The sequence below is a fragment of the Peribacillus sp. R9-11 genome (assembly GCF_031345095.1).
Lineage (GTDB): Bacteria > Bacillota > Bacilli > Bacillales > DSM-1321 > Peribacillus > Peribacillus butanolivorans.
This window is the reverse complement of sequence record NZ_CP133763.1, coordinates 1,253,152-1,274,134: the sequence shown is the minus strand read 5'-3', so window position 1 is coordinate 1,274,134 and position 20,983 is coordinate 1,253,152. Positions and strand designations below refer to the sequence as shown.

The 20,983-nt window shown below is 40.1% G+C and carries 16 protein-coding genes, 1 pseudogene and 1 riboswitch; of the genes and pseudogenes, 8 read left to right on the top strand and 9 right to left on the bottom strand.

Annotated features, from left to right (window positions below; all coding sequences use genetic code 11):
- Positions 1–26 precede the first annotated feature (26 nt).
- A riboswitch (SAM riboswitch) is annotated at positions 27–140 on the top strand.
- 85 nt (positions 141–225) lie between these two features.
- Together RE409_RS06105 and metC are read left to right on the top strand one after the other, a co-directional pair.
- Positions 226–1,338, top strand: a complete 1,113-nt coding sequence (locus tag RE409_RS06105; RefSeq protein ID WP_053344869.1) for a methionine biosynthesis PLP-dependent protein — start codon at positions 226–228, stop codon at positions 1,336–1,338.
- Positions 1,335–2,516 carry a cystathionine beta-lyase gene (gene metC, locus RE409_RS06100; protein WP_309558704.1) on the top strand — a complete coding sequence of 394 codons (1,182 nt, stop codon included), beginning with the start codon at positions 1,335–1,337 and terminating at the stop codon, positions 2,514–2,516. Before RE409_RS06105 ends, metC begins: the two co-directional genes overlap by 4 nt.
- A 171-nt stretch (positions 2,517–2,687) precedes the next feature.
- Here the strand turns inward: metC and RE409_RS06095 are convergent, their stop codons facing one another.
- From RE409_RS06095 to RE409_RS06085, 3 genes are all read right to left on the bottom strand, one after another.
- Positions 2,688–2,936 carry a type B 50S ribosomal protein L31 gene (locus tag RE409_RS06095; protein ID WP_309558703.1) on the bottom strand — a complete coding sequence of 83 codons (249 nt, stop codon included), beginning with the start codon at positions 2,934–2,936 and terminating at the stop codon, positions 2,688–2,690.
- 78 nt (positions 2,937–3,014) lie between these two features.
- Positions 3,015–5,033: an ABC transporter ATP-binding protein gene (locus tag RE409_RS06090; RefSeq protein WP_309558702.1), complete on the bottom strand. Its 2,019-nt coding sequence runs from the start codon at positions 5,031–5,033 to the stop codon at positions 3,015–3,017.
- A complete protein-coding gene (locus tag RE409_RS06085) occupies positions 5,030–6,781 on the bottom strand; it encodes an ABC transporter ATP-binding protein (RefSeq protein ID WP_309558701.1) in 1,752 nt (583 codons plus the stop codon). The genes RE409_RS06090 and RE409_RS06085 overlap by 4 nt, the downstream gene beginning before the upstream one ends.
- Before the next feature lie 810 nt (positions 6,782–7,591).
- On the opposite strand from RE409_RS06085, the gene RE409_RS06080 reads away from it, so the two are divergent.
- The 3 genes from RE409_RS06080 to RE409_RS06070 all read left to right on the top strand — a co-directional run bounded on the left by RE409_RS06080 (position 7,592) and on the right by RE409_RS06070 (position 11,872).
- A complete protein-coding gene (locus RE409_RS06080) occupies positions 7,592–8,695 on the top strand; it encodes a DUF2515 family protein (RefSeq protein ID WP_309558700.1) in 1,104 nt (367 codons plus the stop codon).
- 93 nt (positions 8,696–8,788) lie between these two features.
- Positions 8,789–9,124 carry a hypothetical protein gene (locus RE409_RS06075; RefSeq protein ID WP_309558699.1) on the top strand — a complete coding sequence of 112 codons (336 nt, stop codon included), beginning with the start codon at positions 8,789–8,791 and terminating at the stop codon, positions 9,122–9,124.
- A 633-nt stretch (positions 9,125–9,757) separates the two neighbouring features.
- On the top strand, positions 9,758–11,872 hold the full coding sequence (locus RE409_RS06070; protein ID WP_201182066.1) for a peptidoglycan D,D-transpeptidase FtsI family protein: 2,115 nt from the start codon (positions 9,758–9,760) through the stop codon (positions 11,870–11,872).
- 86 nt (positions 11,873–11,958) lie between these two features.
- Here the strand turns inward: RE409_RS06070 and RE409_RS06065 are convergent, their stop codons facing one another.
- Both RE409_RS06065 and glpK read right to left on the bottom strand, forming a co-directional pair.
- Complete coding sequence (locus RE409_RS06065; RefSeq protein WP_201182067.1) at positions 11,959–12,426, bottom strand: CBS domain-containing protein; 468 nt, start codon at positions 12,424–12,426, stop codon at positions 11,959–11,961.
- A gap of 68 nt (positions 12,427–12,494) precedes the next feature.
- Positions 12,495–13,985, bottom strand: a complete 1,491-nt coding sequence (gene glpK / locus RE409_RS06060) for a glycerol kinase GlpK (protein WP_201221777.1) — start codon at positions 13,983–13,985, stop codon at positions 12,495–12,497.
- 188 nt (positions 13,986–14,173) lie between these two features.
- On the opposite strand from glpK, the gene RE409_RS06055 reads away from it, so the two are divergent.
- Entirely contained in the window at positions 14,174–14,965 is a 792-nt protein-coding gene (locus tag RE409_RS06055; RefSeq protein WP_053344859.1) for a TIGR00266 family protein, read from the top strand.
- Positions 14,966–15,263: 298 nt separating this feature from the next.
- Here RE409_RS06055 and RE409_RS06050 read toward each other — a convergent pair whose 3' ends face one another.
- The gene (locus RE409_RS06050) at positions 15,264–16,013 is read right to left on the bottom strand and encodes a glucose 1-dehydrogenase (protein WP_309558698.1); all 750 of its coding nucleotides are present in this window, start codon (positions 16,011–16,013) and stop codon (positions 15,264–15,266) included.
- Between the two features lie 257 nt (positions 16,014–16,270).
- On the opposite strand from RE409_RS06050, the gene RE409_RS06045 reads away from it, so the two are divergent.
- A complete protein-coding gene (locus RE409_RS06045) occupies positions 16,271–16,573 on the top strand; it encodes a phasin family protein (RefSeq protein ID WP_201221781.1) in 303 nt (100 codons plus the stop codon).
- Between the two features lie 15 nt (positions 16,574–16,588).
- Positions 16,589–18,259 carry an ABC1 kinase family protein gene (locus RE409_RS06040; protein ID WP_053344855.1) on the top strand — a complete coding sequence of 557 codons (1,671 nt, stop codon included), beginning with the start codon at positions 16,589–16,591 and terminating at the stop codon, positions 18,257–18,259.
- Positions 18,260–18,318: 59 nt separating this feature from the next.
- On the opposite strand, the gene RE409_RS06035 is transcribed toward RE409_RS06040, so the two are convergent.
- The 3 genes and pseudogenes from RE409_RS06035 to RE409_RS06025 all read right to left on the bottom strand — a co-directional run bounded on the left by RE409_RS06035 (position 18,319) and on the right by RE409_RS06025 (position 20,271).
- Positions 18,319–19,251, bottom strand: coding sequence for a catalase family peroxidase (locus RE409_RS06035; RefSeq protein WP_201221783.1), 933 nt, complete (start codon positions 19,249–19,251; stop codon positions 18,319–18,321).
- Positions 19,252–19,557: 306 nt separating this feature from the next.
- Positions 19,558–19,710: pseudogene (locus RE409_RS06030) on the bottom strand (DUF4279 domain-containing protein); the annotation flags it as partial.
- A gap of 174 nt (positions 19,711–19,884) precedes the next feature.
- Positions 19,885–20,271, bottom strand: coding sequence for a hypothetical protein (locus RE409_RS06025; RefSeq protein ID WP_309558696.1), 387 nt, complete (start codon positions 20,269–20,271; stop codon positions 19,885–19,887).
- Positions 20,272–20,983: the final 712 nt, after the last annotated feature.

The following is a 20,983-nucleotide window of genomic DNA, read 5'->3' as shown; positions in this document are numbered from 1 at the left end:
ATTCAAAAGAAATTGAATAATCTAAACTCTTATCGAGAGAGGTATAGGGAATGGCCCGATGACACCTCAGCAACCTTCATTTGTTTCAAACCAATGAAAAGGTGCTAATTCCACAAGTTTGTGAACTTGGAAGATAAGAAGAATGACTCGTCCATACTTAACCAAGTCTTCTTCTTAAAGAAGACTTTTTTTTATTTTATAAAACACAAAGGAGCAGTGAAAACTATGTATAAAACAGAAACATATCTTGCTCAACTAGGTAATCGCAGTGAAACGGCGACAGGAACAGTCAATCCGCCGGTTTACTTTTCGACAGCTTTCCGCCACGAAGGAATTGGCCAATCAACTGGATTCGATTACACAAGGACAGGTAATCCAACACGTCAACTTTTGGAACAATCCATCGCCAACCTTGAAAGAGGTGACCAAGGATATGCTTGCAGTTCAGGAATGGCGGCCATTTCTACCATACTAGCCTTATTTAAATCAGGTGATGCATGGATAGTCAGCGAAGATCTATATGGTGGTACATATCGTTTGCTAGAACAAGGTTTTAAAAAATGGGGCTTACAGTGTGACTATGTAAACACTTGTTGTTTAGAGGATATCGAAAAAGCTATTACTCCTCAAACAAAAGCCATCTTTATCGAAACTCCCACTAACCCTCTTATGCAGCAAACAGATATTAGCGCTGTTGCCGCACTTGCCAAACAATTTAATTTACTGTTGATTGTTGACAACACTTTTTATACGCCGCTTCTGCAGCAGCCTATCCTGCTTGGAGCCGATATTGTAATCCATAGCGCAACGAAGTATCTCGGTGGTCATAATGATGTTCTTGCTGGACTAATCGTGGCTAAAGGTGCAGAATTATGTGATTCGATTGCCTTCCATCATAATGGAACAGGAGCGGTGTTGAGTCCATTTGATTCATGGCTGTTAATGCGCGGAATGAAAACCCTGGCACTGCGGATGGAACGTCATGAAAAGAACGCCAAAATCCTTGTAGATTATTTATCAGAACATGAATGTGTAACGGACGTCCTGTATCCCGGCAGAGGTGGTATGATTTCTTTCCGGATAATTGACGAAGCAGCGGTCAATCCATTTTTACAATCACTTTCATTAATTTCATTTGCAGAAAGTCTTGGAGGCGTTGAAAGCTTCATCACCTATCCTGCTACACAAACACATGCCGATATCCCTCTTGAAGTTAGAACTGCTAATGGGGTTTGTAATCGACTTCTACGCTTCTCGGTTGGCATCGAGGACAGCGACGATTTAATTCAAGACCTGCAACAAGCATTTGCACATGTAAAAAGGGAGGCACTACGATGACTAATCATGATTTCAGTTTTGAAACCAAATTACTTCATAACCAGCATAAATTCGATCCGACAACAGGCGGTGTGAGCGTCCCTATTCAGCACGCTTCCACTTTCCATCAAACTGATATCGATACATTCGGCAAGTACGATTACAGCAGGAGCGGAAATCCAACACGGGAAGCACTTGAAGATATCATTGCCGAGCTTGAAGATGGTACTCGCGGCTTTGCCTTTTCTTCAGGTATGGCGGCCATTTCAACAGCATTCCTTCTGCTTTCTGCTGGCGACCATATCGTCATCTCAGAAGATGTGTATGGCGGTACGTTCCGGATGGTTACAAGCGTGTTGACCCGCTTCAACATCGAGCATACTTTCGTTGATATGACGGACCTCGAAAGCGTTAAAGCGGCCGTTCAACCTAATACGAGAGCGATATACATTGAAACACCTTCAAATCCATTGCTTAAGGTGACTGATATTAAAGCCGTTTGTGATATCGCAAAAAAAGTCGGGGCATTGAGTTTTGTCGACAATACATTCTTGACACCAGCTCTGCAAAAACCGCTGAACTTAGGGGCGGATGTTGTCCTTCATAGTGCGACGAAGTTTTTATCCGGACACAGTGATGTCGTAGCTGGGCTTGCTGTCGTAAAAGATCCTGAATTGGCTGAAAGACTCGGGTCCCTTCAAAACTCCTTTGGTGCGGTACTTGGTGTCCAGGATGCCTGGCTTGTTATGAGAGGTCTGAAAACCTTGTCTGTACGAATGGAACACTCTCAAAAAGGAGCAGAAAAAATTGCAGACTACTTAAAACAGCAGCCATTAGTGAAAAAGGTGTATTACCCTGGGCTTACTGATCATCCACAGCATGCAATCCAGGAAGGACAGGCCCTTGGTGCAGGTGCAGTTTTATCATTTGAACTAGAAAGCGAGGGAATTTTCCGCTCATTTGTGAATACTGTCGAACTTCCTGTTTTTGCGGTTAGTCTTGGAGCAGTGGAATCGATATTATCCTACCCGGCAAAAATGTCCCATGCTGCCATGCCTGCTGATGAAAGGGAAAAACGAGGCATCACCAACAGCCTGCTTCGCCTCTCTGTCGGCCTTGAGAATCCAGATGATTTAATTAAAGACTTTGACGCTGCTCTTGTAAAAAGTGCAAAAGCGCATGCTATTCCAGTTAAATAAAATATATAGAAAAAAAGGGTGCCTAGAGCAACCCTTTTTTCTATTATTAGGATTTTAAATGAGGCATTCACTACGTTATTACTAAAAAAATTATAAACCTTAATTTACCCACGAGTTCTTTCATCTCCCAAAATAAAAATAAAGGCCATCGATTTCTCGATAGCCTTAACATCATTTCTTCATATTATATTTTTCTAGGAAGCGATCCACACGTCCGCCTTTTTCAGCAAATTTCTGCTTGCCGGTATAAAAAGGATGCGTATCTGAACTAATCTCTATTTTTAATAAAGGATAAGTTTGACCGTCTTCCCACTTAATTGTTTCGTTAGATTTTTTCGTAGAGCCTGTAATAAATTTATAACCACTGTTAGTATCCATAAATACTACTTGCTGATAATCAGGATGAATTCCTTGTTTCATTATTATCACCTCTTCGTAAGTATCCCTCATTTTCTGAAAAATTATTCTTAATTTCTCCCTTCATTATTCCACTAGGTTTTATCCAGCCATTCCCTTATGCGACCCAGCCTGCAGTTCATACATTTGATAGTACTTTCCTTTCAACTCCATTAATTCTTCATGTGTCCCCTGCTCAGAAATCTGTCCTTTATCCAGTACAAGAATTTGATCGGCATTTTTAATCGTGGAAAGCCTATGTGCAATGATAAAGGTCGTTCTTCCTTTCTTTAGTACTTCCATTCCTTCCTGGATAATGGCCTCTGTTTCTGTATCGATGCTTGCAGTGGCTTCATCCAAAATCAAAATCGCCGGATTAAATGCGAGCGCGCGTGCAAAAGAGATTAGCTGCCGCTGTCCTGAAGACAATGTCCCGCCTTTTTCAATAACCGGCTCATCTAGCCCTAGAGGCAGATGCTTCAGCACTTTGTCCCCGCCTACATCTTTTAATGACTTTTCAACCATTTCCCTTGTGATATCTTTATGATTAAGGCTGATATTGGAAGCTATGGTTCCAGTAAATAAATATGGATCCTGAAGGACAATTCCCATATGCTCTCTAAGTGTTTGATGAGGAATATCTAAAATATCCCTTCCATCAATCTTGATTTGTCCTTCACTACTATCATAGAAACGGAACAACAAATTCATTATTGAACTCTTTCCCGAACCAGTATGACCAACTAAAGCTACTGTCTCACCTTGTTGCGCAGAAAATGAAATGTTTTTTAACACATATTCATTTTCTTTATAGCCGAATGAGACATTTTCGAATTGCACGTTTCCTTTATATCGGGAAATGTTTTCATCACTGACTTCTAATCCCTGCTCATCCAATAAACTGAATGCCCTCTCCCCTGCAACAAGAGCTTGTTCTAGGTTAGCAAACTGATTGACAATCCCGTGAAGCGGATGAAGCAGACGACTGATCAAATCAACAATTGCATACATTAACCCTAAAGAAATAGCTGAACTTGCTGTAAGCGACATCCCGCCGAAATACCAGACAAATGCTATTAGCGCCATAACCTTAATGACACCAATCAAGTTTCCTCCCGTTAATGAATTTAAATTGAGCATTTTATTTTGATACGAGTAATGCTCCCGGTTCAATTTTTCGAAAGAATGTTTTGTCTCCTTTTCACGTCCGAATGCCTGAATGATGTTCATTCCTTGAATGGATTCATTGATCATCCCGTTAATATCACTGACTCGTTCCCGAATAATGTGATTATATTTCGAGGCGAATTTGCGATATACCTTCGTCCAGATAACGATAATGGGAATAAGTAAAAGGCCCATGAGCCCTGCACGCGCATCCAAAATATACAAAGCAATGAGAACGCCGATAATATTAATCGTGCTTGAAAAGAAGTTGGCGAGCACCGTCACATATAACTCTCGAATCGCCTCAGTGTCATTAGTAACCCTAGCAACAACTTTCCCAGCGGGCATATTATCGAAATAACGAATGGGCAATCGGGAAATATGAGTAAAAATATCATTTCTCATCTTCTGAATAATTCGATTCGCAGCTTTCTGTAAATAAAAACTCTGCCCATATTGAAAAACAGAAGAAATGATAACAAGACCAAAGTAAAAAGCTACAAGCTTTATAATTCGCGGAATTTCTGGTTGGTAAAACTCCATTAATTCCTGACTTGTTAATTTCTCTACTGATACTATTTGCTCTTTTCCGTTTTTCTCAATTATTAATGTTTGGTTTTCTAAGGTTCTATCGCCATCGATGGCAACAGCTTTATTGACGAAGACGAATTGATTGTTAACCTGCAATACATGGACTTCTTTTCCTTTCTTCTCATCTTCAGTAAAATAGTCTGCCCGTTTATACCAATTATCACCGTACTCGACAGCATCTTTCCCTTTTTCCGTTTCATACCAAGAAGATTCGATACCAAGTATGTGAGAATCAATGATTTTTTTAGCGATGAATGGACCCGTTAAGTCAGCGGCAACGGAAAGCGCTAGCATGATTAGGGCACCAATAATCAATTTTTTATAAAGAGCAGCGTATTGATAGAGTTTCTTTACGACCTTCATGCTCTCACCTCCGTTTCTGCGTCAACTTGTTGTCGCTCATATTGCTCCCTATACCAGCCATTTTGCTTCAGTAAATCTTCGTGAGTTCCTTCTTGGATAATCTCTCCGCTGTCCAACACGATAATTCGATCGGCATGCTGAACGGCTGATAAGCGATGTGTTGTGATGATGGTCGTTTTCCCCGACCGTTCATTTTGGATATTTTCAATGATTGTCGTTTCTGTCTTTGCATCGACGGCTGATAAGGAATCATCCAATATAAGGATTTCCGGATTTTTAATCAGGGCCCTTGCAATCGAAATCCGTTGCTTCTGCCCACCTGAAAGAGCGACCCCCTTTTCACCGACAAGTGTCTCAAGACGCTTAGGCAGCATCGTTAAATCCTTCTCAAAATCCGCAAGCCGGATAGCTTCAGCCAGTTCATCTTCCGTTGCATCCAATTTACCGAATAAGATATTGTCTCTCACAGACTTTGAGAATAAAAAATGATCCTGCGGAACGTACCCGATCCATTTACGAATATCTTCAAGCTCCAGTCTCTCTAACGGCATATCTGAAAAAGCAATCTCCCCGTTTCCTAATGGATATTCCCGTAGTAACTGCTTCACGAATGTCGTTTTTCCACTTCCTGTTTTTCCTACGATTCCCAGGGTCTGCCCACGCTCAAGTTGAACGGAAATATTGGAGAGATTAACAACTGTTGAAGATGGATACGTAAAAGAAACTTGATCAAACTTAATATCTTCCGGATTAGAAATCCTCTCCGGCTTCAATGAATTTTTCACATCCGCTTCATAAGAAAGAGTATCTTGAACACGGTCAAGCGAAGCATTTCCCCTTTGCATGACGTTAATTAGTTCACCAACCGCAATCATCGGCCAGATTAACATTCCAAGATACACATTGAATGAAACAAGACCTCCAAGTGTAATGGTTTGTTGAAAAACAAGATAGGCACCGTAACCCAAACTGATTAAATAACTGATACCGATGATAATGCTAATCGTCGGGTCAAAGAGTGCATCAATTTTCGCTACCTCGAGGTTTTTACGATATACATCCTCAGTCATTTCATCAAATCGCTTTTCATCCTCCCGTTCCTGAACATAGGCCCGGATGACCCGTACACCAGAAATGGATTCCAGCACTTTGTCATTTAAGTTACCAAAGGCTGCCTGTGCATCCGTAAAACGTTTATAAATTTTTTTCACGTAAATTTGCATCATTAGGGCCATGATTGGAAGTGGCAACACCGCCGCAATCGTCAATTGCCAGCTGATAGTTGCACCCATCATAATCACAACCGTGATAGTAAATAGAACTGAGTCAACGAGCGTTAATATCCCAAACCCAGCAGTGAGCGAGATTGCCTTTAAATCATTGGTGGCCCTTGCCATTAAATCTCCTGTCCGGTTTTTTTCATAAAAAGCCGGCGTCATTTTCAACAAGTGCCCCATAAACCCGGATCTAAGTTTTCGTTCGACCAAGTTTCCGCCGCCGAATAAAAGATAACTCCATAAGTACCCAAATAGATAGCTGACACACAGGACAATGAGCAAATAGATAACGTATTTCATGATTCCTTCTTGCGTCATGTTGCCGTTGTTCATGTCATCAATGGCATTCCCGACAAGCTTTGGTGGAATAACCTCCATAATATTCACTAGGCATAAAAATAAAATGGCCCAGGTATAACGCTGCCATTGCTCTTTAAAGTACCAGGACAGCTTTTTAAATATCGCAAACATGAATTCCCCTCCCTTATGTTCTCACCATTAATTTACTAGCCGCTTTCTGGATCTCCTGGTTGGAGTAGAACCACCATTGTTATTTGTCTCATTAATAATTCCTCCTATCTTTTATATTGAAAGGATGCTATTGCATCGGATTCCCTAAATAACAAAAAGCCCCCGTTAATTAAGCGGAAGCTTTTTTAGATGCGTAAGAAACACATATAAAAGGCGCAGGCCGCGAAACTTCCACAACCTGCGCTTAAAAATAATTAATGAGCACGTTCGACCCTTTGTCTATAAAGACAAAGTTTCAAGGCAGGCGGATGTATGAAAATATACGATTATCACATCAATGTGCTTATCTAATTTAGTCATGACGTTCGCCTCCATTTATTATAAATTATTGGATATTTTTACCTTGTGATTAAAGATTACTATGGGTGTATATTTTTGTCAATTGTGACTTTTCTAGATTATTAATGAATAATCCTTTATTCTTATAAGAACGACTCAACCTTAAGGAGGTTCAGCATATGCATTGGAGAAAATATATACTCCTAGCGGTACCCTTTTTATTTTCATCCATATTCATCTTATTTGCCGTTCCGGTCCAGTATAGACCGCTATCATTCATTCCCGTGTTACTTTTCTGGATAGTTTATTATATTTTATTGAACCGGGAAAAGAAGAAGAAAAGTAATCGATGACGATAAAATTTCTTCATCAGTCAACAATTTGAGGGCGATGCAAAGGCAAAGCCCTTTCTTGGTGCGCTGCATATAATAATTAAAAAACATTCGTGGTGATTGTATGTTCTCGCAATATGTGCAGAAGTTGTTAGGCAAACCACCTGTCAAAACTAATCCGATTATTGATGCAGAAAGGTTTGGCACTCTAAAATCCCAATTACAAAAAGAGCTTTTTCACCCTTTAGATGAATCCAAAGCATTTTTGCCTGAGGAAACGGCTCTAGTAAAGAGCGTACGTACAGAGACAGCTGCCATGAACCGGAATAATGTAACAAGGACTCAAGCCTATCTTTCCTATTACAGGCGGAATCCCGAGGTTCATTGGTCTTTTTTAGCTCATATGGTTTCCAGAAACGGTGGATACCATATGACTGATTTAAAGAGTTCATCCATGACCCATCTCTTCAGCAAAGAGGATCGGCAAAAATTTTTCCTTTTCCTCGAACGCGCAAATTCAGCAGTCTTTGCAGATTCCTTTCCACAGCTCCTTTTATATGAACATTCCAAACGAAGAAAGTTTTCTTTAAGAAAGTTTCTACAAATCTTTCATATTTCAAGATTCATGGCACCGATATGGGAATCGTTTTTAACTGAACCTCATTCACCTCTATTAACATCCGCTCTTATCATCAATGAACAAAGAATGCTTCAGGAAAGGGTAATTAACCGTACCCGACATGGTGAAATCCTAAGAAGGCTCGATTTTCAGCTGCAGGAACTTTTAGGGTTTACGACGGTTATCTTTCCTTATGCAAAAAAGCAAGACAGACTCTATTCCTTAACTGGACTAACCGTTGGGCGCTTTGCTGATCCGAAGCAGCGTATTGAAACTGGAAAAATCTTATATCAACTTCTCTTTCAGAATCCAACTGTTTTTCAAGGTGTGGGGCAATTTGCAAAAGCAGTTCACCATACCGGTTCTCGGGAGGATTATTGGAAGTCCATTTTCACCTCTGAAACACCTTCTGCAATAGAATGTAAAGTTTACAGTCCCACTCTACTTGATGCCTGGAACGACCACACCTTCTTTCCTTTACCTTCAATCGATTGGTTTACAATAGAAAGCTTCATCGAAGATTTACAAACCTTCCCAATTATAAAAAAGGTGGACTTGACCAACAAGGTGCTCGAAAATATCCAGCAACTCAAAAACATCAATAAATTGAAGTCAATTATCTAGTTTCACGCCTCTTACTTTGAATACCCCATCCTCCATTTGGCAAGAATGGTTAGCAAAAAGAATGGGTGAAGCGAAATGAGAGGCATTGTACTAATGAATCCAAACTACATGATCGGTGATTTACATACGAATGAAAGCTTTGCAATCCAAAAGATTGTGACTGACAAATATATAGAAGAAAAAAATATTTCCCCGGTCATACTAAATCCTTATCAGCTCTATCCTTATTACACCATCCCACATGTGCTTCTCTCTAATTTACAAAATAAAAAGGCAGATACGATTGATTGCCTTGTGCTACATTCTATTGAAACGATGGAACGGTTTATCTATATCTACCCTGAAAAGTGGCTCGATCTTTGCGGATATTTCAAAGAGATAATCTGTGTAGTAGACCAAACTCCTGTAAGGAAAAATGAAGTAAATTAGGTATCGCCATATTTATAAGTCACAAAAATCAACGTACTTAAGGCGGTGTGAATCAGCAACAAATAAAATGATTTTCTATCACGAGTTCCATATTCTATGAATTCACTTGATTCAAAAGAACGAACATCACGATGGTGGTAAGCTCTGAAAGCACGGTCAACATCCTGGTTGTTCATAGTCTATTTACAGCAGCAATCTACCAGGTTTAAATACCCTGATGAACAAACCGGTTCCAGAGACAGTATATATTTTCTCCTCTTCTTTATCTTTTTTTCTCCGCCTCCCATTTGAACTTCCGTATTACATGAAAAACCATACTTTTTCTATAGAGCATACGTCTTTTTCCAATCTTTCTCTTCACCGCATAAATGGTTTAAATCTGCATCCTGCAGATTTTTTAGGCTGTTCGCCCGACAGCCTTTCTACTACCCTTTATACCTATTATTAATAGATCATTTAATATATTTAAACGTTTCTAATTGTTAGAATACAAGGAATTTTTAATATCTTTAACAATATTTTGGTAATATAGATAATTTTACGGATAAAGCATAGAAAAAATAGTTAATTTTATATATCATTAGAGATAGGAATTTTCTTTTATTTTACTTTTACTAGAAAGGAATGATTAAAATGGCTAAAGAAAAAAAGAAAAAAACCCCAATTCCTTTCCGCCTGAACTTTATGTTCTTTTTAATATTCATTTTATTTTCAAGCTTAATAATAAGACTTGGGATCGTCCAAATTGTGTATGGAGATGATTATCTCCGTGAAGTTGATCGAACGGAAAATGATGTGGCTAATACCCCCGTTCCCCGTGGCAAGATGTATGACCGCAACTTGAATCCAGTTGTTGATAATGATCCTCTCAATGCTATTACTTACACGAAATACCCGAATACAAAAACAGCTGATATGGTGAAGACAGCTGAGATTCTTGCTACATTGATAAAAATGGATACGAAAAAAGTTAGAGACCCAGATATAAAAGATTTTTGGATTTTAAAAAATCCAGAAAAAGCGGAAGCATTGATTACCAAGGCCGAAAGGAAGAAAGTAGTCGAAAAGAAATTAGAACAAAAAGATCTATACAAACTTCAATTAGAGCGAGTCACTGAAGATAATCTCAAGGAATTTACCAAGGATGAATTGGAAGTTATAGCCATCTTCCGTGAATTCAATAGCGGTTATGCCCTTACCCCATCCATTGTTAAGAATAAAGGGGTTTCCACAAATGAATTTGCCCGGGTAAGTGAACATTTGGATGAATTGCCCGGCGTGGATGTGACAACCGATTGGGAAAGAACCTACAAGTATGACGAAACTTTACGTTCGGTACTAGGCAAAGTTTCTTCTTCTGAAGAAGGTCTTCCAAGTGAAAATATTGATTATTATCTAGCCCGTGACTATACCAGGAATGACCGTGTTGGAAAAAGTTATATCGAAAAACAATATGAAGATGTCCTGCGCGGTCAAAAAACTCGGGTTGAAAATGTCCTGAGTAAAGGGGAAGTCATCAAAACGGAAACTCTCACGGAAGGTCAAAGTGGAAAAGACTTAGTACTGTCAATTGATATGGAGCTGCAGCAAACGGTTGAAGATATCATTGAAAGAGAATTACGCCGAACGAAAGCTAGAGGAAATACCTACCTATTAGACCGTGCCTTCGTTGTTTTAATGGACCCGAACACAGGCGAAGTACTTACGATGGCCGGTAAACAATACGGACGTAATAGTAAAACCGGTTTAATTGAAATGAACGATTTTGCCCTTGGAAACATTACGACCTCCTATACGATGGGATCATCTGTTAAAGGGGCTACGGTCTACACAGGTTTTCAAACGGGAGCCATTTCACCGGGGTCAGCTTTTTTTGACCGAAAACTACAGTTAGCAAGGGCTAAACCAAAAGGGTCTTATAGCGATTTGGGTTATGTAACGGATGTCACCGCGTTAAAAAAATCGTCGAATGTATTTATGTTCATGACAGCAATCAAAATTGCCGGCGGGCATTATATTCCCAATCGACCGCTCGGAATCAACCGGGAAGCTTATGCGATCATGCGCAACCATTATGCCCAATTTGGATTGGGTGTCCGTACCGGCATCGATCTGCCGAATGAATCGGTCGGGTTTAAAGGCGTTGACATGTCAAAAGATGGGTTGCTCCTGGATTTATCGATCGGGCAGTATGATACATATACACCGATGCAGTTGGCACAATACGCATCAACGATTGCAAATGGCGGAAAAAGGCTGGAGCCGCGGATGGTCAAGGAAATCCGGAACCCTTCCGAAGAACACAATCAATTGGGCAGCGTCTTTAAATCGATGAGCCCCAAAGTGCTGAACGAATTAGGCGGTAAGGATGTTTGGATTCAGCGTGTCCAGGAAGGTTTCAGGCAGGTTGCCCAGGAGCCAGGCGGGACGGCATATAAATATTTCGGCGGTAAATCCTACCGTGCGGCTGCCAAAACGGGTACTGCTCAAGCCTTTTATGATGGACCGCGAAGAAATCAATATAGTAAACCAGTCGATACTATCAATCTAACACTTGCAGGGTATGCACCTCACAATAATCCAGAAGTGGCATTCTCTGTCGTCGTGCCATGGGTATATCAAGGCAAACCTTCTGACGATATTAACAAACGAATCGGCCGAGACGTAATGGACGCCTATTTTAAGTTAAAGGAAAAAAGATTAAAAGGTGAATCTGATAAAGACAAGGAAATTGAGAATACTCCGTGATATTTTCCTTATTTATTAATTAGAGATACAGTACACAAAGAGGCCTGCTCCATTTAGAGCAGGCCTCTACTATATGCATCAATCTATTACTCTAAATTTTGAACGAATTCCTTATAAAGAGCCCGCAGTGCATCTCCTCTACTGATAATGCCGATAACCTTATTATTTTCGTCTACAACGGGTATTTTCTTGAAATGATGCTTAGAAAGGACCTTTATTAATTCATCCAACGGATCTTTTGGGGATAGCTTTGTGATTTTCTTATTTTTAATGATCTGCGATACTTTGTCATTCATCTTAGATGTGACCTTTTCATCCAGTTTTTCACCTGGAAGAATCGTAATGTACGTAAAATATCCCATTATCGCATCCTCTGCAGGTGCCAAATAACGTAAGATATCCCCATCTGTTACCATCCCTAAAAGCTTATCCTGTTCATCAACAACCGGGACCCCGCCAACTTTATTTTCTATTAAAATTCGCAAAATTTCCTTTAATGTAAAATCCGGACGGGCCACATATACTTCTCTGATCATGAAATCTTGAACTATCACAAAACCACCCCTTTTCATAGGTTTGACTTTCTATATCTTATCTCTATCTATTAATACCCTTATATATTCTATTTAAAAACCCTTGCGGCCTGAACTGCCTTTTTCCAGCCATTATATAAATCCTTTCGTACCGCTTCTTCCATGTCAGGCTCAAATGTTTTATCGACGGCCCATTGCTTAGAAATCTCCTCTTGACTGCCCCAATAACCGACTGCGAGTCCAGCTAAGTACGCTGCCCCTAACGCTGTTGTCTCACTAATGACCGGTCTTTCGACAGGTACATTTAAGAGTCCGCTTTGAAATCCCATCAAGAAGTCGTTTTTGACAACACCGCCATCAACCCTCAATGCCTTTAAGTTAATCCCTGAATCGACCTCCATGGCGCTAAGGACATCTTTTGTCTGGTAGGCTAATGCTTCCAATGTTGCCCGGACGAAATGCTCCTTCGAAGTCCCCCTTGTTAACCCGAAAACCGCTCCTCGGACATCACTATCCCAATAAGGAGTACCAAGTCCAACAAACGCAGGGACTACATAGACCCCATCCGCTGAGGTAACCCGCTTTGCATACATTTCACTATCTTTCGATTCTTGCAAGATCTCCAATCCGTCCCTAAGCCACTGTATTGCTGAACCTGCGACAAAAATACTGCCTTCTAATGCATACTCGACTTTCCCGTTAAGGCCCCATGCAATCGTAGTCAACAGACCATGTTCAGATTTCACTGCCTGTTCTCCTGTATTCATCAGCATAAAGCACCCGGTGCCGTATGTATTCTTAGCCATTCCTTTTTCAAAGCATTCTTGGCCGAACAATGCGGCCTGCTGATCTCCTGCTGCTCCAGCAATCGGAATTTCATGTCCAAAGAAATGATGTGTGACAGTTTTCGCATAGACCTCTGAAGAAGGCCGAACTTCCGGCAGCATTGAATGAGGCACCTGTAAAATTTCGAGAATCTCTTCGTCCCACTTCAAATCATGAATGTTATACATCAGCGTTCTCGAAGCATTCGAATAATCGGTTACATGGGCTTTGCCACCTGAAAGCTTCCATATCAGCCACGTATCAATCGTGCCAAACAATAAGTCCCCGGCTTCTGCCTTTTCCCGAGCACCGTCTACATGATCGAGAATCCATTTCACCTTTGTCCCGGAAAAATAAGCATCAATCAACAAACCCGTTTTCTGTAAAAATAAATCACTGTGACCATCCTTCTTCAATTGCTCACAGATTTCGTTGGTCTGTCGGGATTGCCAAACGATTGCATGATAAACAGGCTGTCCTGTTTCCTTATCCCAAACCACCGTCGTTTCCCGTTGATTCGTTATACCGATTCCCGCAATCTGTTCCGGCTTTACATTCATTTCCGATAGACAGGAAGCGATGACTGATAAAATAGAACCCCAAATTTCATTGGCATTATGCTCTACCCATCCAGGATTCGGGAAATATTGGGTGAATTCCTTTTGGGCAATATGCAAAACTTCACCTTTTTTATTAAATAAAATGGCCCGAGAGCTTGTTGTTCCTTGGTCCAATGATAATATATACGTCTCCATCGTTGTCTCCTCCTACACAAAAAGATCTATTTCATCTTCAGTGTCATGCTGTTTTAATATTTTCATTTTACTCGATATATCCCTGAAAATAAAAGATATAGAAAAGTCCCAGCTATAGATTGAAAAATATTGGCAGATTTATAGAATATCTTTTACAATAAAAATAGTTAAGATTGGAGGAATAGTAAATGAACAATCATGAAATAGACTTCAAATTACATGGTGATGATATGCAGTTTGTAGAAGTGGAATTAGATCCTCAAGAAACAGTAATCGCCGAAGCAGGAAGTTTGATGATGATGGAAGATCAAATCAAGATGGAAACTATCTTTGGTGATGGGTCATCAAGTAGTGATAGCGGAATGATGGGGAAGCTTTTTGGTGCTGGTAAAAGACTTCTTACCGGAGAAAGTCTTTTCATGACCGCTTTTACAAACGAAGGGTATGATAAAAAACGCGTTTCCTTTGCTTCACCGTATCCAGGTAAAATCATTCCCATGGATTTGAGTGAGCTCGGCGGAAAAATCATTTGTCAAAAGGATGCTTTCTTAGCAGCAGCCAAAGGTGTATCTGTCGGAATTGAGTTTCAAAGAAAAATAGGAACAGGCTTTTTTGGCGGTGAAGGCTTCATCATGCAAAAACTTGAAGGCGACGGAATGACCTTCGTTCATGCTGGTGGCACGATCCATAAAAAGGAATTGGCTGCAGGTGAGGTTTTACGTGTTGATACAGGCTGTTTAGTGGCTATGACTAGCGGCGTGGATTATAATATCGAGTTCGTAAAAGGAGTAAAAACGGCTTTATTTGGAGGCGAAGGTTTATTTTTCGCAACTCTAAAAGGACCAGGGACCGTCTGGGTACAATCATTGCCGTTCAGCCGTCTTGCCAGCCGTGTATTTGCTGCTATGCCGCAAAATGGCGGATCTTCTGACGAAGGCAGTATAGCGAAAGGTTTATTCAATTTATTCAACGATAAATAAGAACTGGACCTATGGCTGCCACTTTGACAGTCATAGGTCGGTCTTTGAAAAGGATGGATAGCTAGATGTAACTTGTTAAGTGGGTCTACATGAGACGCTATAATATCAAAGCGATTTTCGATTAATTTCCGAACTCTCCTGTTATTTTCCGAAAAATAAGAGATTACTATTTTCTTTATACCATTCAATGGACAGCTGCAGATTACCTTATTGGCACTAAAGAGCTTGAAGAAATGAAACAGCTTCTCAACCGGGAGCTCGGAACTGAACTGCAATATCTCTATCGAAGAAAATAGGGTTATTCCTCGTATATCATTTTTCTTGTCATCCCGCCATCGACAATAAGGTTAACACCGGTAACGAAATCATTTTCTGATGCTGTCAAATAGAGACAGGCCCTTCCAATATCTTCTGGTTTGCCAACACGATTGGAAAAATGCTGTTTATGATCCTTATCACTTAGCGCTTCATAATCCCCCGTTTCAATCCACCCCGGTGAAATCGAATTAACCGTAATATTCTCTTTGCTGAACGAAGCGGCGAGTGCATGAGTCAGAGCAACGATTCCACCTTTTGTTGCGGCATAGGATTCCGAATCCGGCTCTGACATAATTGCTCTTGTTGATGCCAAATTGATGATTGCCCCTCCCATTTCATTATCTCGCATATATGTTGCTGCCGCCCGGGAACAAAGAAAAGCGCTTCGCAAATTCGTATTCATCATATCGTCCCATTCCTCAATCGTCAGATCATATAGAGATTTGAATAAAACTTTCCCTGCATTATTAATTAATATATCAACTGTCTCGTATGTTTTTCGAGTAACGTCCATCAAATGAAGGATGTCAGCCTCCTTCCGAACATCCGTTTTTACGAATAACGCTTCATACCCTTTCTTTTTGAGTTCCTCTACAAACCGTACACCCTCCTGCTCGTCCAAATCTGCCAGAACGACCGAAGCACCATTTTCTGCGTATTCTTTTGCGACGCCTTTCCCTATTCCATTAGAAGCACCTGTTATAATCACTGTTTTTTTGGTAAAACTCATTATATTTCCCTCTCTTTCGCTACAAACTTTTTTCCTATCATAATATCCAAACAGCTTCTCTTCAAACACATCGCTAAAATATTTGTCATATTTTTTACTTTATTATCAACAATCAACAATCAATAAGACCCATTATATTTTAGTAGTAGTCCTTAATGATGTATGATAATAGAAACATCATGGTTTAACTAGGGTGAAGAGCACCCACTATTATCTTTCTTACAGTGTAAAAAATCTTATATTGGAGGAATGTAAAAATGGACTTATTAAAAAATGTGTTTTCCTTAGGCTTAGGTGCTGCCGCTGCTACAAAAGAACAAATTGAAAAAGCAGTTGACTCTCTTGTGAAAAAAGGGGATATCAGTAAAGAAGACTCTAAAGTTCTTATTAAACAATGGGTTGAAAAAGGTGAACTAGCCCAAAAACAACTGGATGAGTCCGTCAAAGCTAAGGTCAATCAAGCACTTAATGGTTTGAATCTGGCAACCAAAGAAGAAGTTCGGGAATTAGAACGTCGGATAGTAATTTTAGAGCAAAAAAACCAAAACATACAACCGTGATCTGGAGGAACTTGAATGTTTGGCAAGCGACTGAAACACGCACAACGTTACCAGGAGATCATTAATGCCTTTTTGAAAAATGGCTTTGGTTATTTCATATACCGTTTGGGATTATCTGAAAGCAAATCCGCTTCGAAACTACAACCCGATGAAAACCTGAACCTTCGTTCAATCGGGGAGCGGTTGCATACGATTTTACAAAGCTTGGGTCCTACATTCATAAAGCTTGGTCAGATTGCAAGTACAAGGCGTGATTTCGTTCCGGAAGAAATTGTCCGTGAACTTGAAAAATTGCAGGACCAAGTCACACCTTTTCCATTTGATAAGGTAAGAAAGATTGTTGAAGATGAATTGGGTGATTCTTTAGAGAACCTTTTTCTCGAATTTCATGAACTCCCTCTTGCAACTGCTTCGATTGGGCAGGTTCATGTTGCACGGCTGCCATCACAGGAAGTGGTAGCAATCAAAGTTCAGCGGCCTGATATTCTGCCGACAGTGGAAACGGATTTGGAAATTCTCGATGATTTAGCAAGACTGATGGAAGCACGCATTTCTTGGGGGAGACGATACCAAATCAGAAAAATGATTGATGAATTCGCTAAATCACTGCGGGCAGAACTCGATTATAACTCCGAGGGGCGAAACGGGGAAAAAATAGCCAAACAATTCATGAATAATCAAGGGATTAAGATACCAAGGATTCATTGGGAATTTTCAACAAAAAGAGTCTTAACCATGGACTTTATTCAAGGCATTAAGATCAATCATTATAAGCAGCTTGATGATGAAGGCTATGATCGTCGAAAAATAGCGGAAAGATTAGCGAATTCCATGCTTCAACAAATTTTAATTGATGGTTTTTATCACGGCGATCCTCATCCTGGCAATATCGTCATATTGCCGGGGAATATCGTCGCACTCATGGATTTCGGTATGGTAGGGCGTTTGGAGGATGAGATGAAATTTCAGTTCGCATCACTTGTCATCAATCTAAAACGGGGAAGTACCAATGGACTGATTAAGACACTCTCCGATATGGGCCTTCTTACAGACGAAACCGATATGATTGCGTTAAGATATGATATTGATGAATTGCGAATTAAATATTATGACATCCCATTGAGTCAGATTAGCTTAGGCGGAGCGGTCAATGACCTTTTTACAGTTGCTAATCAGCACCATGTCCAAATCCCTCCCGAATTTACGATGCTAGGTAAGGCTCTGCTTACTATGGAAGCCATTATCGAGGAATTAGATCCTCATTTCAGTATTATGAAGGCTGCTGAACCTTTTGGAGAAAGGTTGTTAAAAGAACGCTATAATCCAAAGAACATCGCTAAGAACACTTGGAATCAATTTGTCGAGACTGCAGAAGCCATGGCCGAACTTCCGAAGGATATTAGAGAAGTAACCGGTATTATTAAAAAAGGAAAATTGCGATTAGATATCAATATCCCCGAGCTTCAGGTATTTTTACATAAACTTGATCAAATCTCGAACCGGTTGTCTTTCAGTATTATCTTGCTTGCCTTTAGCATAATCATGGTCGGCCTCATTATCGGCTCAGCAATAGGAGGGGAAACTCTTCTTCTTTGGAAAATACCAGTTATTGAAATCGGATTTGTCGTTGCAACCCTGATGTTCTTACTAATGCTTTATACTATTTTTAGATCAGGGAAAATGTAGACTCACGAAAAAAAGAGAAAATCCCATTAGTAAGGATTTTCTCTTTTTCATGAATTCATTCATTGGTTATGTGTGCGACGATCATATGAAACGGCATATACTCTATGGCGAAAATGTAAGATCGGATCTTCCGAGCACTCAATTCCAGCGGTGATATTAGTTGGATCAAACAGTAAATTATCTGCAAAAGAATCCAATTTTTTTGTAATGGATAAATGCCCGACCGTGATTACCTGTTTATCTTCCGACCAAACCACGGTTGGATCATCAGTTGGATCATTTTCTCCTCCTAATTGGATGTTCAATTTAAAGCCTATTGGACCTTGTTGGAGCCTCTCTTTCATATCTTCATTCAAATAATCTGACGAAAGCATGGCTACTTCCTCTTTTGCCAGCATACTCAGACCGGCATCTGGTTCCCACTGATACTTGATGGCCTGACGTCTTCCATCCGCGTTAATGAAATAGAATGCATGAATAGAATAGTACTGACACGTTGAAAAACTGGCAGGTGACCGCATTTCTTTTAGCATTTGAAGACTCGCTTTGCATTCTGGGTATTTTATAAATATTGTTGCAAGCTCTTTTAGGTTTGGAAAACCATCTTTTGCAGATTTGAAAAAGTCGACAATATCAACAAACGCTTCCGGTGTTTTTGCAAAAAATAGCGGAATGGTCACAGTGATAAGATCTGTCACCTCTCCGTCCGGCAATTGAAACTTGACAGCCATTCCCTTTACAGGTGAAAGTGCATCAGGATGACTGGGGATTGGGGAGCTGTTTGAAAAACGAATAGTTACCGGCACTGCTTCATTCTGAAGGTGCGCTGCCACCGTTATTGGAGCCGCTTTTCCGTTAGGGGTAAAAACCCCCTCATAGCCATTCCCCTTTGCATGCGCGCGCCGATACCCAGGAAATGTTCCTGCTACATTTTCAATAACATCTACTGCCCTACTGCCTAGCTCGGATTTCAGTTTTTTATTTTCCTCCATAACGACACCCCATCTTTTGTAATACAAATAATTGTTCATTTGTATTACCTCTACCCATTATTCTATTTGCTTATACTATTTAAACTGGCTATAGCACATTCCGCTTAAATCATTCTTTCACTACACAGCTATTTAATGAACAATAAAACGCCTGGAATAAAATCCAAGCGTAAAATATTATATTCAATTTACAGTTATAGAAGTTTCTCAATATCATTGATAATAAGGTCCCTCACCTTTAAATTGCCCTAAAGAAACTTCCTAACCATTAATACGCTCTTGCTGAAAAATCATAAATGCTCACTTTTAACTAAATATATATAAATCAAAATGGATTTCTGCTTGAATTAAACTAGCAAAATCTATAATGTTTTTCTGTAAATACATTGCGGGTTTTTCGTTATTTTCCACTCGTATTACAATCATAAAAAGAAACGCTAAACCATATTTCTCTTTGAGTTGGTCTTCTTCTTGAACCAACGCCACTCGTTAGCTTAATAAGCTAGATAAAAAAATTAAAGCATAAACGCTACCCAAAAGTTTTCTTTTGGACAACATCATCTAGATATAATTCGTTAATTTAATGTTAACTGACTTTCTCAATACCCATACCCATGCCGGGAAACCAAATCTTCAAAATCCCATGCCGGGGCCAAATCCCGTTCCAGGGCCGAATCCCATTCCAGGGCCGAATCCCATGCCGGGGCCCATTCCCGTTCCAGGGCCAAATCCCGTTCCAGGGCCGAATCCCATTCCAGGGCCGAATCCCATGCCGGGGCCCATTCCCATTCCAGGGCCAAATCCCATCCCAGGGCCAAATCCCATTCCAGGGCCCATTCCCATTCCAGGGCCCATTCCCATTCCAGGGCCCATTCCCATTCCCATTCCCATTCCCATGCCGGGGCCAAATCCCATTCCCATTCCCATTCCCATTCCGGGGCCAAATCCTCCAAATATAATTCTTTCATCATTTTCTATTTGTTGAGGTTGATTCCATTGGTATTGTAATTCAGTGTACAACATAATTCCTCCTCTATTTTATAAACACAATAATAAATAATATGTTAGGCTTCGTGTGAATTCTTGGGTATTTAACTAGATCCAGAAATAAACTCCGCAACGGCAATAAAACCACGCTGAAACAGCTTTGATAATGCCGGATCAACTTCTCTCCTGCCATGTTAGTGGAACAAGGGCGTTTTTGAGGATATTATTGAAAGTATGATTTTAGATATTATCGTACATTTAAACCCTTGATTTCATTGAATTTTTTCATTTTTTCTCATTATACGTAAAGTCGTCTCCTACATTGTACGTGGATTGAGTGCGATGGTATGTGATGGTCAATATCTTTGTGGAGATAGGTGCACTGATTGGAGTATGTGACCATATCATATCTTAACCCTTGTCCATACCTCCTATGATAAGTAGTCTTGCTGTATGCCGTATGCCGTTACGCGTAGTGCAGTTGTGCAGGCCCTAGGGTGGGTCATATGAAGGTGCGAGTATTAGGAGGTACGGAAAAAGGGTATTTTATTTACGTCCTATATATGGTCCTTCTATCTTGCCCTATAGCCCATAAAGAAAAGAACTAAAAAAGACCCTATAAAAGGGTATTCTTCTTGTTTTCCCGTCTAATTAAATAGGTATATCATTACTCCGTAAAAAGTTAGGATACCAATTACCTTTATTGACGTTACCACCATAGCACAAGCAATAGCTAAGCACATTT